This is a genomic window from Streptomyces sp. NPDC088725, from assembly GCF_044751305.1.
Lineage (GTDB): Bacteria > Actinomycetota > Actinomycetes > Streptomycetales > Streptomycetaceae > Streptomyces.
This window is the reverse complement of the sequence record NZ_JBIVLO010000003.1, coordinates 145538-160515: the sequence shown is the minus strand read 5'-3', so window position 1 is coordinate 160515 and position 14978 is coordinate 145538. Positions and strand designations below refer to the sequence as shown.

Annotated in this window: 10 protein-coding genes; 6 read left to right on the top strand and 4 right to left on the bottom strand. The window is 68.3% G+C overall.

Annotation, left to right across the window (positions count from 1 at the left end):
• Positions 1-208 precede the first annotated feature (208 nt).
• From ACIP6N_RS07710 to ACIP6N_RS07690, 5 genes are all read left to right on the top strand, one after another.
• Positions 209-2236, top strand: coding sequence for a thioredoxin domain-containing protein (locus ACIP6N_RS07710; protein ID WP_401813719.1), 2028 nt, complete (start codon positions 209-211; stop codon positions 2234-2236).
• A 212-nt stretch (positions 2237-2448) separates the two neighbouring features.
• On the top strand, positions 2449-3705 hold the full coding sequence (locus ACIP6N_RS07705) for a glycosyltransferase (RefSeq protein WP_401813717.1): 1257 nt from the start codon (positions 2449-2451) through the stop codon (positions 3703-3705).
• Positions 3702-5348: an ArnT family glycosyltransferase gene (locus ACIP6N_RS07700; protein WP_401813716.1), complete on the top strand. Its 1647-nt coding sequence runs from the start codon at positions 3702-3704 to the stop codon at positions 5346-5348. Before ACIP6N_RS07705 ends, ACIP6N_RS07700 begins: the two co-directional genes overlap by 4 nt.
• Entirely contained in the window at positions 5345-6706 is a 1362-nt protein-coding gene (locus ACIP6N_RS07695) for a glycosyltransferase (RefSeq protein WP_401813715.1), read from the top strand. The genes ACIP6N_RS07700 and ACIP6N_RS07695 overlap by 4 nt, the downstream gene beginning before the upstream one ends.
• Positions 6707-6774: 68 nt before the next feature.
• The gene (locus ACIP6N_RS07690; RefSeq protein ID WP_401814392.1) at positions 6775-9165 is read left to right on the top strand and encodes a galactose oxidase-like domain-containing protein; all 2391 of its coding nucleotides are present in this window, start codon (positions 6775-6777) and stop codon (positions 9163-9165) included.
• 123 nt (positions 9166-9288) lie between these two features.
• On the opposite strand, the gene ACIP6N_RS07685 is transcribed toward ACIP6N_RS07690, so the two are convergent.
• The gene (locus tag ACIP6N_RS07685; RefSeq protein WP_401813714.1) at positions 9289-10002 is read right to left on the bottom strand and encodes a hemolysin III family protein; all 714 of its coding nucleotides are present in this window, start codon (positions 10000-10002) and stop codon (positions 9289-9291) included.
• A gap of 224 nt (positions 10003-10226) precedes the next feature.
• Here ACIP6N_RS07685 and ACIP6N_RS07680 point away from each other — a divergent pair, with 224 nt between their 5' ends.
• Positions 10227-12056, top strand: a complete 1830-nt coding sequence (locus tag ACIP6N_RS07680; protein ID WP_401813712.1) for a phosphoenolpyruvate carboxykinase (GTP) — start codon at positions 10227-10229, stop codon at positions 12054-12056.
• Between the two features lie 82 nt (positions 12057-12138).
• Here the strand turns inward: ACIP6N_RS07680 and ACIP6N_RS07675 are convergent, their stop codons facing one another.
• The 3 genes from ACIP6N_RS07675 to ACIP6N_RS07665 all read right to left on the bottom strand — a co-directional run bounded on the left by ACIP6N_RS07675 (position 12139) and on the right by ACIP6N_RS07665 (position 14928).
• On the bottom strand, positions 12139-12735 hold the full coding sequence (locus ACIP6N_RS07675) for a hypothetical protein (protein ID WP_401813711.1): 597 nt from the start codon (positions 12733-12735) through the stop codon (positions 12139-12141).
• Positions 12736-12812: 77 nt separating this feature from the next.
• On the bottom strand, positions 12813-13709 hold the full coding sequence (locus tag ACIP6N_RS07670) for a hypothetical protein (protein WP_401813710.1): 897 nt from the start codon (positions 13707-13709) through the stop codon (positions 12813-12815).
• A gap of 10 nt (positions 13710-13719) precedes the next feature.
• Complete coding sequence (locus ACIP6N_RS07665; protein ID WP_401813709.1) at positions 13720-14928, bottom strand: enoyl-CoA hydratase/isomerase family protein; 1209 nt, start codon at positions 14926-14928, stop codon at positions 13720-13722.
• Positions 14929-14978: the final 50 nt, after the last annotated feature.

Below are 14978 nucleotides of genomic sequence, written 5' to 3'. Positions count from 1 at the left end.
GTACTGCTCGACTCAGCGTACTGCCCGCTTCCAGTCGGGCAGTAGCTTGGGGCCGGGGCGGAACCTCCAGCATCCGCAGGGCGAACTGGGTGCAAAAGGGGCGATCCGCATTCACCGCGTGATGGCGTATGAGTGCAAATCGGCCAAGTAGGGCGGTGGCTTGCGGGCCGAACCGGCAGGGCCGCGTCGGCGTGAGAGGCTGGGCCGTATGAACCGGTTGGCTGGTGTGACCTCGCCTTATCTGCTTCAGCACGCCGACAACCCGGTCGATTGGTGGCCCTGGTCGCCGGAGGCTTTTGAGGAAGCGCGACGGCGCGATGTGCCCGTTCTGCTGTCGGTCGGCTACTCGGCGTGCCACTGGTGCCATGTCATGGCGAGCGAGAGCTTCGAGGACGCCACGACCGCCGCGTACATGAACGAGCACTTCGTCAACATCAAGGTCGACCGCGAGGAGCGGCCCGATGTCGACGCCGTGTACATGGAGGCCGTGCAGGCCGCCACCGGTCAGGGCGGGTGGCCCATGACCGTGTTCCTCAATGCCGAGGGGGAGCCCTTCTACTTCGGTACGTACTACCCGCCCGCGCCCCGCCACGGCATGCCGTCCTTCCCGCAGGTTCTGGAGGGCGTCAGCTCCGCCTGGACCGATCGGCGCGGCGAGGTGACAGAGGTCGCCGGGCAGATCGTGCGGGAGCTGGCCGGGCGCTCGCTCGCGCGGGGCGGGGACGGGGTGCCGGGGGAACCGGAGCTGGCGCAGGCGCTGCTCGGGCTGACGCGGGAGTACGACACGCTGCACGGCGGGTTCGGTGGCGCGCCCAAGTTCCCGCAGTCGATGGTGCTGGAGTTCCTGCTGCGGCACCACGCGCGTACCGGGGCCGAGGGCGCGCTCCAGATGGCCGCTGACACCGCTGAGGCCATGGCGCGCGGTGGGATCTACGACCAACTCGGCGGCGGGTTCGCCCGGTACGCCGTGGACCGTGAGTGGATCGTGCCGCACTTCGAGAAAATGCTGTACGACAACGCCCTGCTGTGCCGGGTCTACGCGCACCTGTGGCGGGCCACCGGATCCGCTCTCGCGCGGCGGGTGGCGCTGGAGACCGCGGACTTCATGGTGCGTGAACTGCGCACGGCCGAAGGCGGGTTCGCCTCCGCGCTGGACGCGGACAGTGATGACGGCAGCGGCAGGCACGTCGAGGGCGCGTTCTATGTGTGGACGCCGGAGCAACTACGCGAGGTGCTGGGCGAGGAGGACGCGGAGTTCGCCGCGAACCACTTCGCGGTGACCGAGGAAGGCACCTTCGAGGAGGGCGCCTCCGTGCTTCAACTCCCGCAGGGCGGCGGGGTGGTGGACGCCGGGCGCGTCGAGTCCGTCCGGCAGCGCCTGCTCGCTGCGCGCGAGACCCGGCCGCGTCCCGGGCGGGACGACAAGGTCGTCGCGGCCTGGAACGGGCTCGCGATCGCGGCGCTCGCCGAGACCGGCGCGTACTTCGACAGGCCGGATCTGATCGAGCGCGCCACCGAGGCCGCCGATCTGCTCGTACGTATTCACATGGACGGTACGGCCCGGCTCTCGCGGACATCCAAGGACGGCCGGACCGGAGCGAACGCGGGGGTGCTCGAGGACTACGGCGATGTCGCGGAGGGGTTCCTCACGCTCGCCGGGGTGACGGGCGAAGGCGTGTGGCTGGAATTCGCCGGGTTCTTGTTGGACATCGTGCTCGACCAGTTCGTCGCCGAGAACGGCACTCTGTTCGACACCGCGCACGACGCCGAGCAGTTGATCCGCCGCCCGCAGGACCCGACGGACAACGCCACGCCGTCCGGCTGGACGGCGGCCGCCGGCGCGCTGATCTCGTACGCCGCGCACACCGGCTCCGAACCGCACCGTACGGCCGCGGAAGCCGCGTTGGGCGTGGTGAAGGCGCTGGGCCCGCGTGCTCCGCGCTTCACCGGCTGGGGTCTCGCGGTCGCGGAAGCGGTGCTGGACGGGCCGCGCGAGATCGCCGTCGTGGGGCAGAGCGCGAAGGACGCGGCCGCGTTGCACCGTACGGCTCTGCTGGGGACCGCGCCCGGCGCTGTGGTGGCCGCCGGGGTGGCGGGCGGCGACGAATTCCCGCTGCTGGTGGACCGCCCGCTGGTGGACGGCCGGGCCGCGGCCTATGTCTGCCGGCGCTTCGTCTGTTCCGCTCCCACCACTGAAATGGCCTCCCTCCAAGGCGAGTTGGGGGTCTCCCGGTAGTCGGGGGCCAAATCTGGCCGAAAAGCGATGCGACGGGAATCGGCCGGAAATACGGCATTCACCCAATCGGCCCACTGGCCGACACACCTTCCCCTTATTGTCTTCACAAGGGGAAGGTCAGGGGCGCATGAGTACCGTGCGCCCAGGGGGATGACGGGCGACGCGGCGGCCGGGGGGCCTGTCACGGTTCAGCCCTGGCCAAGGGGGGCCGTGTGTTCGCGTCCGTGTTCATCGCTGCCGTTTCGCTCGCGCTTTTCTGGATGGCGGCCTTCACGCTGTGGTGGCAGATGCATGCCTGGCGCACGCCGGAGACGCTGGCGTCGACCAGCTTCGACCGCCCGGACGGCGGTCGCGAGGGATCGTTCTCCCTGCTCCTGCCCGCGCGGCACGAACAGGCCGTGCTCGAACACACCATTCAGCGGTTGCTGGAGTCCAGCCACACCGACTTCGAGATCATCGTCATCGTCGGACACGACGACCCGGAGACCGCGGGGGTCGCGGAGTGGGCCGCCGCCTGCGCCCCGGGCCGGGTCAGGGTCGTGACCGACACCCATGAGGCGAAGAACAAGCCCAAGGCGCTCAACACCGCCCTGCCGTACTGCACCGGCGACTTCGTCGGGGTCTTCGACGCGGAGGACCAGGTCCACCCCGCGCTGCTGACCCACGTCGACCACGCCTTCCGCACCACCGGCGCCGATGTCGTCCAGGGCGGCGTCCAGTTGATCAACTTCCACTCCAGCTGGTACAGCCTGCGCAACTGCCTCGAATACTTCTTCTGGTTCCGCAGTCGCCTGCACCTGCACGCGCAGAAGGGGTTCATCCCGCTCGGTGGCAACACCGTCTTCGTCAGGACCGACGTCCTGCGCGAGGCGGGCGGCTGGGACCCCGACTGCCTCGCCGAGGACTGCGATCTGGGCGTACGCCTGTCCAGCGCAGGCAAGAAGGTCGTCGTCGCCTACGACTCCGACATGGTGACCCGCGAGGAGACTCCGGGCTCCCTGATGTCGCTGCTCAAACAGCGAACTCGCTGGAATCAGGGCTTCCTTCAGGTCTACCGCAAGAAGGACTGGAAGCAACTCGCCACACCCGGACAGCGGTTGCTCGCCCGCTACACCCTGATGACCCCGTTCCTCCAGGCATGCACGGGCGTGATCATCCCGCTCAACGTGGCGATCGCGCTCTTCCTCGACGTGCCGGTGGGGATCGCGTTCGTGACGTTCCTGCCCCTGGTGACCGCCATGGTCACCTTCGTCTTCGAAGTCGTCGGGCTCCACGACTTCGGCAAGCAGTACGGATTCCGGGTCCGCTTCGCGCACTACCTCAAGCTCGTCATCGGCGGCCCCTTCTATCAGGTGCTTCTCGCGGGCGCGGCCATCCGTGCCGTCTGGCGCGAGTACCGGGGACACGGCGACTGGGAACTGACCAGTCATGTCGGCGCGCATCTGACCCGAGAGGACATCCACGCGTGACCTCCACACTTCCCGCGGTGACGACGCAGCAGCCGGCGGCCGTTCCCGTGCAGCGACGGCACGCCCGCGTCCGGCCCGCGAGCCCCCTCAGACCTCTGGTGCGCTTCCGCACCTCGCGCCCCGACCTGCTGCTGTGCGGGGTACTGCTCCTCGCGATCCTGCTGGTCCAGGGCTGGAACATCCAGCACTTCCCGGCTCTCAGCGACGACGAGGGCACCTATCTCGCCCAGGCGTGGGCCGTCCAGCAGGGCAAGGGCCTAGCCCACTACACGTACTGGTACGACCATCCGCCGCTCGGCTGGCTCCAGATAGCCGGCCTCACCTGGCTGCCCTCGCTCATCGCGCCCGACACGATGGCCGTCGCACCGATGCGCTTCGCGATGCTGCTGGTCAGCGCTGCCAGTTCGGTGCTCCTGTACGTCCTGGCCCGGCGCCTCGCGCTGCCGCGCTGGGCCGCGGGCCTGGGCATGCTCCTCTTCGGGCTCTCCCCGCTGTCGGTGGTCCTCCAGCGGGAGATCTTCCTCGACAACATCGCCGTGATGTGGATGCTGCTCGCCTTCTGCCTCGCGGCCTCGCCCAGCCGTGACCTCTGGCACCACTTCGGAGCCGGACTCGCGGGCGCCGTGAGCGTGCTCACGAAGGAGACGATGCTGCTCGTCCTGCCGGCCCTGCTGGTGACGATGTGGCGCCACGGCCACCGTGACACCCGCAAGTTCGCCCTCACCGGCGCCATAACGGCCTGCGCGATGATCGGCCTCGCCTACCCGCTGTTCGCCCTGCTCAAAGGGGAGTTGGTGCCGGGCGCCGGACACGTCTCGCTCTGGGAGGGCATCACGTACCAGATGAGCCGCCCCGGCTCCGGCTTCGTCCTCGACCCGGGCAGCGGTTCCTACGGTGTGCTCCAGTCCTGGCTCTACTACGACCGGATTCTGCCCCTGGGCGGCATCGCCGGAGCCGTCCTGCTGCTGCTGACCTTCCGCTGGTCGGTCACCGCGCGTGCGCTGGCGGGCCCCGCGCTCGCCGTCGTGGTCCTCACGGCCGTCGCGCTGCGTCCGTCCGGCTACCTGCCCGCGATGTATGTCATCCAGGCGCTGCCGTTCCTGGCGCTGGTGCTGGCGGGCGGTGTGGCCAGTGTGACCCACGCGGTGCTGCGCAGGGGGCTCGGCGCCGGGGAGGGCCGGGTGCTGACGGCCGTACGGTGGACGGCGCTCGCGGCGCTGGTCGCCGGGGCCGCCGTATACACACTGCCACGGTGGTACGACGGCGACCGCACGGCGCTGACCGCGGACGCCAACGCCCCGTACCGGGCCGCCGCTTCATGGATGGCGACGGAAGTGCCCGATCCCGCGTCGAGCCGTGTCCTGGTGGACGACGGGCTGTGGCTGGACCTCGTGCACGACGGATACGAACCGGGTCTCGGGGCCATCTGGTTCTACAAGGCAGACCTCGACCCGGCCGTGACGAAGACGATGCCGGGCGGCTGGCGCGACCTCGACTACGTGGTCGCCTCACCGACCGTACGGCGCGACGCGCGCGACCTGCCCAACGTCCGTGACGCGCTGGCCCATTCGAAGCCGGTCGCCGTCTTCGGGGACGGCGAGGACCGGATCGAGATCCGGCGGATCGTGGGAGGCGGGCGATGAGCATCGTTCCTCCCATGGGCGCGGGTGCCGGCGCGGAGTCCGGGCGCGAATCCGAACCGGGTTCCGGTTCCGGATCTGGTTCCGGTTCCGGGGACGGCCGTGGATTCGGTCCAGGAGCCGGGGCCCTCGGTGATCCGCTGCTGGAGACCGGGGCGGTGGCCGAGCCCGGCGCCGTCACCGTCATCATCCCGACCTTCAACGAGGCAGCCAACGTAGGCGAGTTGCTGCGACAGCTGACCGACGCGGTGCCTGCCAGGCTGCCCTGCGAGGTGGTGTTCGTGGACGACTCCACGGACGACACCCCCGAGGTGATCGCGGCCGCCGCGCAGGACTGCCCGTTCCCCGTCAGTGTGATCCACCGCGAGATACCGGAGGGCGGCCTCGGCGGGGCCGTGGTGGAAGGGCTGCGGACCGCCGGATCCGACTGGATCGTCGTCATGGACGCCGACCTCCAGCATCCGCCCGCGCTCATCCCGGCCCTCGTCGCCGCCGGGGAACGCGCGTCGGCCGACCTCGTCGTCGCCAGCCGCTACCTCCCGGGCGGCAGCAGGGCCGGACTCGCGGGCGGCTACCGCGTGTTGGTGTCCCGGACGGCCACATGGCTCACCAAGGCGGTCTTCCCGGGGCGGCTGCGCGGGATCAGCGACCCGATGAGCGGGTTCTTCGCGATCAGGCGCGGCGCGGTCACGGACGCGGCGCTGCGCCCGCTCGGCTACAAGATCCTGCTGGAGCTGACCGTACGGTGCCGGCCCGAGCGCCCCGCCGAGGTGCCGTTCGTCTTCCGGGACCGGTTCGCCGGTGAGTCCAAGTCGACGGCGAGGGAAGGCCTGCGCTTCCTGCGGCACCTGGTGGAACTGCGTACGGTGTCGCCCGTCGCGCGGATGCTCGCCTTCGGACTGATCGGGCTCACCGGCTTCGTTCCGAACCTGCTCGCGCTGTCCGGGCTGACCGCCGCGGGTGTGCACTACCTCCCGGCCGAGGTGCTGGCCAACCAACTCGGTGTGCTGTGGAATTTCGTCCTCATCGAGCTGCTGCTGTTCCGCGGCAGACGGATCCACCGGCACTGGGCGGACCGGGTGAGCAGATTCGTCGTACTCGCCAACGCCGATCTGCTGCTGCGCATCCCGCTCATCGCGCTGTTCGTCTCGCGGCTCGGGATGGGCGTGCTGACGGCGACGGCCGCCGCGCTGCTGGCGACGTTCGTGCTGCGGTTCGCGGGCACGGAAGCGCTGGTCTACCTGCCGAAGCGCGTGGGGCGTACGAGGCGGACGAGACCCGCGGAACGCACGGGAGCCGCGGCGCGGACACTGCCGCCGACCGACTCGGCCCAGGAGGCCGCGGAAAGGACCGACCGGTGAGTTCCCTCCGTACGTCACGGACCCGGCGCGGCCATCGGCGCACGCCGGCCCTGCTGGCCGTCGCCGCATTGGCCGGAGGACTGCTGCTGAGCGTGCAGCAACCGGCGGTCGCCGACGTGAACTTGATCAAAAACCCCGGCTTCGAAACGGCGGGCACGGGCGGCGGCACCGGGGGCGCGACGGACATGCCGTACTGCTGGGAGCAGTCCGGCTGGGGCGACAACGACTTCACCTTCACCACCGTCGCCGACGCGCACACCGGCGCGAAGGCGCTCAAGGTCGCGCTGTCCCGGCGTGTCGACGGAGACCGTAAAACACTGATCACGGAGTCGGCGGAGTGTGCGCCGGACGTGGAGCAGGACCGTCAGTACGACCTCTCCCTCTGGTACAAGTCCACGACCCCGGACGCCTCGATCACCCTCTTCCGGCACGACACGACGGCCGGCTGGCAGTACTGGACCGACCTCAAGACGCTTGATCTGAGCACCGGTTACCAGCGCGCCGAGGTCCGCACGCCCGCCGTACCGCCCGGCACCGACCGGATCACCTGGGGCGTTTCCGTGTACGGGACGGGCAGCGTGACGACCGACGACTACGCGATGACGGAGGTCGCACCGCCGCCCGCGCAGCCGGAGTGCGCCGGGACCGCCGAGGAGTGCGCGGACGGCAAGTGGGAGGTACTGCCGACGGAGAACCCCGTGCGCTCGATGCACTCGGTGGTGCTCAACAACGGCAAGGTGCTGCTGATCGCCGGTTCGGGCAACGACCCGGAGATGTTCGAGGCGGGCACGTTCACCTCGGCGGTGTACGACCCGGAGAAGGGCACGTACCGTACGATCCCGACCCCCGACGACATGTTCTGCTCCGGCCACGTCCAACTGGCCGACGGGCGTGTGCTGGTGATGAGCGGCAACGAGGCGTATCCGACGGCGGACGGCACGGTCGGCTACCGCGGCCTGAAGGACTCGTACATCTTCGACGCCGTGACCGAGACGTACAGCAGGACCAACGACCTGAATGACGGCCACTGGTACCCCTCGGCCACGGTCATGGGCAACGGCGACGTCATGTCGTTCGGCGGCCTGCGCGAGGATTCCACCGGATCGGTGACGGCCGAGCGCTGGTCGGCGGAACAGGAGAAATGGCTGCCGCTGTCGCAGGTCAACCAGACCTGGTCGTACTGGGGTCTGTACCCGTCGATGATCCTGATGCAGGACGGCCGGCTGTTCTACTCGGGCAGCCATGTCTTCGGCAACGGCACGCCGGGGACCGGATCTTCGGTCTACGACTACGAGGCGAACACCGTCACGGACGTCCCGGGGCTCCAGGACAAGGACGAGCGGGACCAGTCGGCCAGTGTGCTGCTGCCACCCGCGCAGGACCAGCGCGTACTGACCATCGGCGGCGGCAACGTCGATTCCGACCCGGACGCGAACCGGCTCACCGACCTCATCGACCTCAAGGCCCCGAGCCCCCGGTACACCCCGGGCCCGCTCCTGCCGCAGGGCACCGTCGACCTCGGGGACGGCCCGCGGCCGGAGGCCGGGACGGAGGGGAAGATGTACGGCTCGGCCGTGCTGCTGCCCGACGGCAAGGTGCTGGAGACCGGCGGCGGACTGCACAACCGCGCCAACCCCGTTTACGAGGCGTCCCTGTTCGACCCCCGGACGGAGACCTTCGACCCGGTCGCCGCCGACCCGGAGTCCCGCGGCTACCACTCCTCCGCGTTCCTGCTGCCCGACGGCCGGGTGATGACGACGGGCGACAATCCCGGCAACGGGTCCTGGAACCACGCGGTTTCGCTCTACACCCCGCCCTATCTGCTCAAGGGCCCGCGTCCGAAGATCACTTCAGTGATCGACAGCCAGTGGCTGTACGGAGACACGCAGCGGATCACGGTCGACAGGCCCATCGAGAAGGCCGAGTTGATCAGGCCGGCCGCTGTGACGCACTCCTCCGATCCCAACCAGCGCTTCGTGGATCTGCCGCTCTCGGTCGACGGGAACAACATCGATCTGAACGTCACCAGCAATCCCAATCTGGCGCCGCCCGGCTGGTACATGCTGTTCGCCGTGGACGCGGCCGGCGTGCCCTCCGTGGCCCAATGGGTCCATCTGGGCGGCCCGGCGGCCCTCGCCGCCGACGCGGAGCCCGGCCATGTGCACGACTTCGCGGGCAAGCTGGCGCAGAGCCCCAAGAAGCCGCAGCAGAAGCGGACTTCGGCCCCGGTCAGTCGCCAGATCGCGGGCTGCGACCGGCACTACGGCTCGGCGAACGTCTGCGTACCCACCGTCTTCCCGACGGCGGTTCCGGCGACGACGAAGGCGCGCTGCGACTGGCTCGCGGCGAACGACTACGGGCGCCTCGCGGTCAACGGCAAGGACGACCCGCTGCGTCTCGACCCGGACCATGACGGTGCGGCGTGCGGCAAGGGAGACGTACGGCGGGCGGGTAACTGACGCGGGGCCCGGGGCCCTGGACATGGGCCCTGTCCCGGACGGTCTCAGGCGCCCGAGCCTCAAGTGATTGGGCCTCAGGCGTCCGCAGCTCAGAGCACCTGGTGTCGTCAGGGTGCTCGCGGCTCAGGGCGCCTGGTACGCCACGAGCGCGATCCCGACGAAGTGCACGACGAACGCGGCGAGGGTGAAGGAGTGGAACACCTCGTGGAAGCCGAACCAGCGCGGTGACGGATTGGGGCGCTTCAGTCCGTAGATCACACCGCCCGCGCTGTAGAGCAGACCGCCGACCAGCACGAGGACCAGCACGGCGATCCCGCCGCTGCGCATGAAATCGGGCAGGAAGAAGACCGCGGCCCAGCCCATCGCGATGTAACACGGCGTGTAGAGCCAGCGCGGAGCGCCGACCCAGAAGACCCGGAACGCGATCCCGGCGGCGGCCGCGGCCCAGACGGCCCACAGCAGCGTCCGGCCCGAGGCGCCGGGCAGCAGAAGCATGGTCAGCGGCGTGTACGTGCCCGCGATGATCAGGAAGATATTGGCGTGATCGAGCCGTCTCAGCACGGCCTCACCCCGCGGCCCCCACGTACCGCGGTGGTATATCGCGCTGACGCCGAAGAGCAGACACGCCGTCAGCACGTAGATCGCACAGGCGATCCGGGCGCGGGTCGAGTCGGTCAGGGCGATCAGGGACACGCCCGCGACGAGCACGGCGGGGAACATCCCGGCGTGCAGCCAGCCCCGCAGCTTCGGCTTGACCGGCGTCGGCAACACGATCTCGACCGGCCCTCCTTCGGGTGGTGCGGCCTTCGCGGGCGAGTCGGGCGCGGCAGAAGTCATGGGTTCATGCTACCTACGCCACCGTAGGTTACGTTCCGGTACAAAACGTCCGGCAGGGGGCGCTCCCGCAGTGGCGATGCTCACGTGTGCGGCCCTCTGGACATATGGGCGCGCCGGATGGATGATCAAATGAGTGCGGTCGGCACCGGATGAGCGGCTACGAAGCGTCCGGGTCGCAGCCCCCAAGGGGCACAAAACAACAGAACCCTCATCAAGGAGCAATCGTGGCGCGCGAGATCGCGGCTCCCCTCACCAGCGACATCCCCACCAACCACCAGGAGCTGCTCTCCTGGGTGGACGAGATCACCGAACTGACCGAGCCGGACCGGGTCGTATGGTGCGACGGTTCCGAGAGCGAGTACGAGCGCCTGTGCGGTGCGCTCGTCGCCAACGGCACCTTCAAGAAGCTGGACCCCGTCAAGCGGCCGAACTCGTACTACGCCGCCTCAGACCCCTCCGACGTGGCGCGCGTCGAGGACCGTACGTTCATCTGCTCCGAGAAGGAGGAGGACGCGGGCCCGACCAACCACTGGAAAGCACCGGCGGACATGCGCCGGATCTTCGCCGGCGAGGACGGCATCTTCCGCGGCGCGATGCGCGGCAGGACCCTGTACGTGGTGCCCTTCTGCATGGGCCCCCTCGGCTCGCCGCTCTCGGCGATCGGCGTCGAGCTCACCGACTCCGCGTACGTCGCGGTCTCGATGCGCACCATGACCCGCATGGGCCAGCCCGTCCTGGACGAACTCGGCTCCGACGGATTCTTCGTCAAGGCGGTCCACACCCTCGGCGCGCCGCTCGCGCCGGGCGAGAGCGACGTACCGTGGCCGTGCAACCCGACGAAGTACATCTCGCACTTTCCCGAGGACCGCGAGATCTGGTCGTACGGCTCCGGCTACGGCGGCAACGCGCTCCTGGGCAAGAAGTGCTATGCCCTGCGCATCGCGTCCGTCATGGCCCGGGACGAGGGCTGGCTCGCCGAGCACATGCTGATCCTCAAACTGACGCCGCCGCGGGGCGAGTCCAGGTACGTCGCGGCCGCCTTCCCCTCGGCCTGCGGCAAGACCAACCTCGCCATGCTGGAGCCGACCGTCTCCGGCTGGACCGTGGAGACCATCGGCGACGACATCGCGTGGATGCGGTTCGGCGCGGACGGCAGGCTCTACGCGATCAACCCCGAGGCCGGCTTCTTCGGCGTCGCGCCGGGCACCGGCGAACACACCAACGCCAACGCCATGAAGACCATGTGGGGCAACTCGGTCTTCACAAACGTCGCGCTCACCGACGACAACGACGTCTGGTGGGAGGGCATGACGGAGGAGCCGCCCGCACGCCTCACCGACTGGAAGGGCAACGACTGGACCCCGGAGTCCGGTACCCCGGCGGCCCACCCCAACGCCCGCTTCACCGTCCCCGCGGGCCAGTGCCCGATCATCGCGCCGGAGTGGGAGGACCCCAAGGGCGTCCCGATCTCGGCGATCCTCTTCGGTGGCCGCCGCGCCTCCGCCGTGCCGCTGGTGACCGAGTCCTTCGACTGGCAGCACGGCGTCTTCCTCGGCGCGAACGTCGCGTCGGAGAAAACGGCGGCGGCCGAGGGCAAGGTCGGCGAACTGCGCCGCGATCCGTTCGCCATGCTGCCGTTCTGCGGCTACAACATGGGGGACTACATGGCGCATTGGCTCAAGGTCGGCGCCGGCAAGGACCCGGCGAAGCTGCCGAAGATCTACTACGTGAACTGGTTCCGCAAGGACGAGGCCGGCAGCTTCGTCTGGCCCGGCTTCGGTGAGAACAGCCGCGTGCTGAAGTGGATCGTGGAACGCCTGGACAACGAGGCCGACGGCGTGGAAACCCCGATCGGCATCCTTCCCACGAGGCAGTCCCTGGACACCGAGGGCCTGGAACTCTCGGACTCTGAGCTGGACTTGCTGCTCACGGTCGACAAGGGCATCTGGCGCGAGGAGGCGTCGCTGATCCCCGCCCACCTGAACACCTTCGGCACCCACACCCCGAAGGAACTCTGGGACGAATACCGAGCCCTGGTGAACCGCCTCGGCTGACGCGCACCCCGGAGCCCTCTCTCAACGATGGCTCCGGGGCCTGCCTTCTCTGTCTTCCACGCCTCCCCCCGCCGCACCGGGATCAGAGGCCGGACTCCGTTTCGGGGAAGTCGACGGTCCGGAGAATGGCGGCGGTCATGTCGCAGAACTCGCCCCAGTACTCGGTCGACGCGGTGTGCAGTGTGAAGACCGCGGTGTACGGAGCCGTCGGGAAGGGGGCGTGAACCTGGATCTGTCCGGTGAGGAGAGTGGACTCCTCACCGTCGGCGGTGACTTCGGCGCCGAGAACCACTTCCCGCAGCGTGATGCACGAAACAGCAGGACCACACGGCAGATCGATCCACCGGACGTCATTCAGGGGATCCTGACGGAGGACGGCGAGGGTGCCCTGTGCGGCTACGTCGGGATCGCTCTGCTCGGTCTCGACAGCGGCAACGGTAAAGGCGCACTGCGCGACACCGCCCTCGTCTGTGGCGAAGAGCCCCATGGCCGAGTAGGAGAGCCCGCTGTCGCCCATGTACTTGGCGATGGCGGCGTAGTAAGGGGCGGCAGGAGCCCACAGAGACTCGTCGCCGCGAGAGTAGAGCTCTCGTACGAAGGCGTCGGCGAGGGCGGCGCGTTCTTCGGGGGTGGCGGCGAGGGGCAGGGCGAAGAATCCGTCGGGGGTGGCGAAAGTCATGGGCGGTATGCCGCCGTCCACATGCTCAGCAAGTGGACTCTTTCCGGCGGGGATTGTCATTCAGGGCTACCGTTCTGTTAGAAGTCGCCGGGTTTGAACCGTACGTCTTCACCGTTCGCGCCCATTGCTCTGAACATGGATTCGGCGCCGTTGGGGGCGAGGGAACTGTCAGTCTTGGCATCGATCAAATAGTTTCCGCTCGCCCGGCGGGTCACTACGGGATTGCCGATGAATCTCCACTTGCTGTTCAGGTCGGACACCCTGTTCCGCTGACCGAGTGAAAGCCCGTCAAGGCGGACCAGTTCGAAATCAAAGGCTAGATATCTCGGAAACGTCCAGATTACTTCCGCAGAAGGCGGTGCGAGTCTGCACCATGAACCGTCCGTGAACCTGATTTTAAGATCCATTCCGACGTTACTGAACGGCATCTCTTCTGCGCCGTCGATATCCGTGCGTGAGACTGTCCAGAGACTCACCTCCCGGTCGGCCTCGCTTTCGCTGATCCCCAGGACGACCAGCCGGCGGTCGGTGACGACTGCCTCGACGTGGTATTTCTCCGGACAGCGTGCAGGGTCGAGCTGCCAGGGCAAGGTGCGTGCGAGGGTCCCTGGTCCAGCCCACATGACAGGGAAGTCCTCGACCTCGTTCTCGGGATCCTTGGGAGGTCCCAATGTACTCGGGCCCTTGACGACGCTCCCTGAACCGGCCAGATTCTCGAGAATCCCGACGACCAGATAGAACGCTGCCTTGAGGGTGAATCCCGTCGCCCTCTTCGCCCGTGCTCGCTTCTTTTCCTCCGCCCGCCGTGTGAACTGCGGGCCTTCAGGCCAGCCGGTGAGTTCGTCTTGGATATCGTTTCGCTCGGTGTCGCGAAACCAGCGCATCCCGGCGACCCTGGCGGCGACGCCAGTCGCGAAGATCACCTTGTCGCGGGAGAGAACCGTCTCACCGGATTCTGGTTGCCATGCGGTCATGGAGAGACTCTCAATGTGAGGCAGCTGACTGATTGAAGCGGTCACCGGGATTCACGGCTTCTCCGATGTGCTGCGAGATGGTGTGGAACTTCGGCGCGATTTTGAGCGTGGCGTCGAAGGCGATGCCGCGCGCTCCGAGTGGGTCGACAGCCAGTCTCTCGGGGCTGAGCAGGTTCCACGTTTTGGTGCCAAGAGTCTGACCTCGGTGATATCCCTTCTGGGCGACCCCGGCCAGACGGTTCATCGTCGCGCTTTCATGGCTGATCACTCCGACTTCCTTGGTCCCCCAGAGTGTGACGGTCTTACCGAAGGCGGAAACGGCGCGACCGCCCCGTACCGCCGACGCGGCTTGGCCGAAAGCCATCAGATTACGGCCCGATGCCACTGCGCCAGTGAAACCCTTGCCGAAACTCTCCGCTGTCTTCGCAAGGTTGGCGGTCTTCGCCACGACTACGCCTCCCTTGCTGAATGCCCCGACGCCCGGCAGGAGCCCCAGTGAGTCAAGCCCCATCGTCATCCAGCTGACGTCGGCGCCGGCGGCTTTGGCGATTGAGTGGGAGAGGAGGGCCAGTCCGCTGGTGAGGAGCGCGGCCGCTCCGAAAATAGCCCCCAGCGGCTCGAAAGGCAGCGTAACGATGGCCAGGAAAGCCAGGACACCGGTCAGGTCGCTCAGCAGGTCACCGACGAGTTTGATCATGTCGGCGTGGTCTTTGATCCACTGGCCCGTCGCATTCCACGCCTCCGAGACTCCGTGGACCAGTTTTTCCCAGAAGTCGGGTTCGTCGGGCGCGATGTTCGCGGCCTTGTCGAGGTCCTTACTGATGAGCGCGGCGGCCGCCTTGTAGCGGTCCATCAGTTCGTACACTTCGCCAGTTATTTTGTGGACTGCCATGGAGGTGGGGCCGAGGTCCCCCTCCCTCGATTCGACCTCCGCTCTGGCCTCAAGTGCGGTTCCGGCGCGTTTGTCGAGGCTGTTGGCCTCCTCCTGGAATTCCTGGAGTTGTCCGGCCCAGCGGTTCAGGGCGCGGGCGGCTTTCTCGAAGGAGTCGTGGCTCTTGCGGATCAGCGGGGTGACGTCGGTCGAGATGTGATGCGTGAAGGCGAGTGCCGTCTTGCCCTTCCACGCTCCGCATTCGATCTGTTCCAACTCGTGCAGAGCCGTGCCGAGTTCGCCGGCCAGGCCGCCCAGCGTCCGCGCGAGGTGGCGGGTCTGTTCCACGTCGCCGGGGGTGGGGTCCCAGCCGATGCTCGGGAGTGGGGGGCGGGTCA

Excerpts from the sequence above, each read along its gene's own strand:
- ACIP6N_RS07710 (WP_401813719.1), top strand. The coding sequence starts at position 209 with ATGAACCGGTTGGCTGGTGTGACCTCGCCTTATCTGCTTCAGCACGCC.
- ACIP6N_RS07695 (WP_401813715.1), top strand. The coding sequence starts at position 5,345 with ATGAGCATCGTTCCTCCCATGGGCGCGGGTGCCGGCGCGGAGTCCGGG.
- ACIP6N_RS07685 (WP_401813714.1), bottom strand. The coding sequence starts at position 10,002 with ATGACTTCTGCCGCGCCCGACTCGCCCGCGAAGGCCGCACCACCCGAA.
- ACIP6N_RS07675 (WP_401813711.1), bottom strand. The coding sequence starts at position 12,735 with ATGACTTTCGCCACCCCCGACGGATTCTTCGCCCTGCCCCTCGCCGCC.
- ACIP6N_RS07670 (WP_401813710.1), bottom strand. The coding sequence starts at position 13,709 with ATGACCGCATGGCAACCAGAATCCGGTGAGACGGTTCTCTCCCGCGAC.